At 74.3% G+C, this 1,605-nt stretch carries 1 protein-coding gene; it reads left to right on the forward strand.

All coding sequences use genetic code 11. The features are described 5' to 3' along the window. On the forward strand, positions 1 to 1,605 hold a 1,605-nt coding region (gene bluB, locus CCN72_RS34310), incomplete at both ends, for a 5,6-dimethylbenzimidazole synthase (protein WP_244174618.1).

Below are 1,605 nucleotides of genomic sequence, written 5' to 3' on the forward strand. Positions count from 1 at the left end.
GCGGGCACGGTGGCCCCCGCCCAGGGACCCGCGGCGGGGGCCACCGTGCCCGCGCCCCGGGAGGCCGAGGCCCTGCCGCACACCGAGGCCCCGGAGCCCGTCGCCGAGCAGGGGGAGACCCCGGCCGAGGAGGCACCCGCGCCAGCGCCGGGGCCCGCCGGGCCCGCCGCCCCCGGCTACGACGACGCCGAGCGTGAGGCCGTGCTCAAGGTGATGCGCGAGCGCCGCGACATCCGCAACGGCTTCCGTAGCGACCCCATCCCGCACGAAGTGCTGCTCCGCGTCCTGGAGGCCGCGCACACCGCGCCCTCCGTCGGCCACTCGCAGCCCTGGGACTTCGTCGTCATCCGGTCCGCCGACACCCGCAACACCATGCACGAACTGGCCGTGCGCCAGCGCGAGGCGTACGCGAAGTCGCTGCCCAAGGGCCGGGCGAAGCAGTTCAAGGAACTGAAGATCGAGGCCATCCTCGACACCCCGGTCAACATCGTCGTCACCGCCGACCCCACCCGCGGCGGCCGGCACACCCTGGGCCGGTACACCCAGCCCCAGATGGCGCCGTATTCCGCCGCACTCGCCGTCGAGAACCTCTGGCTCGCCGCCCGCGCCGAGGGCCTGGGCGTAGGCTGGGTCAGCTTCTTCGACGAGCGCGAGATGGTGCGGGCCCTCGGCCTGCCCGAGCACCTGGAGGTCATCGCCTACCTGTGCGTCGGGTACGTCGACGAATTCCCGGACGAGCCCGAGCTGATGCAGGCCGGCTGGTCCAAGCGACGCCCCCTGTCCTGGGTGGTGCACGAAGAGACATACGGCCGCCGCGCCCTGCCCGGAGAGGAACCCCACGACCTGCTTGCCGAGACCGTCGCCCAGATCCGCCCGCTCGACGCCAAGGCCCTCGGTGAGGCCTGGGAGCGACAGAAGCGCATGACCAAGCCGGCCGGCGCGCTCGGCATGCTGGAGATCATCTCCGCGCAGCTGTCGGGCCTGTCCCGGCAGTGCCCGCCGCCGATCCCGGAGCCCGCGGCCGTCGCCATCTTCGCGGGCGACCACGGTGTGCACGCCCAGGGCGTCACCCCCTGGCCCCAGGAGGTCACCGGCCAGATGGTGGCCAACTTCCTGGGCGGGGGCGCGGTCTGCAACGCCTTCGCCGCCCAGGTCGGCGCCGAGGTGTGCGTCGTGGACGTCGGCGTCGCCGCCGACCTGCCCGCCACCCCCGGACTGCTGCCCCGCAAGATCCGCGGCGGCACCTCCGACATGACCGCGGGGCCCGCGATGAGCCGCGAGGAGGCCAAGGCCGCCATCGAGGTCGGCATCGAGACCGCCCGCGACCTGGTCGCGGCCGGGAACAAGGCGCTGCTCACCGGTGAGATGGGCATCGCCAACACCACCGCGTCCGCCGCGCTGATCTCCGTCTTCACCGGCACCGACCCGGCCGAGGTCACCGGCCGCGGCACCGGCATCAACGACGAGACGCTGGCCCGCAAGACCGAGGTGGTCCGGCGCGCCCTGGACCTCCACCAGCCGGACCCGTCCGACCCCATCGGCGTCCTCGCGGCCCTCGGCGGCTTCGAGCACGCGGCGATGGTCGGCCTGCTGCTCGGCGGCGCG

The organism is Streptomyces murinus (genome assembly GCF_002154555.1).
GTDB classification, from domain to species: domain Bacteria; phylum Actinomycetota; class Actinomycetes; order Streptomycetales; family Streptomycetaceae; genus Streptomyces; species Streptomyces murinus.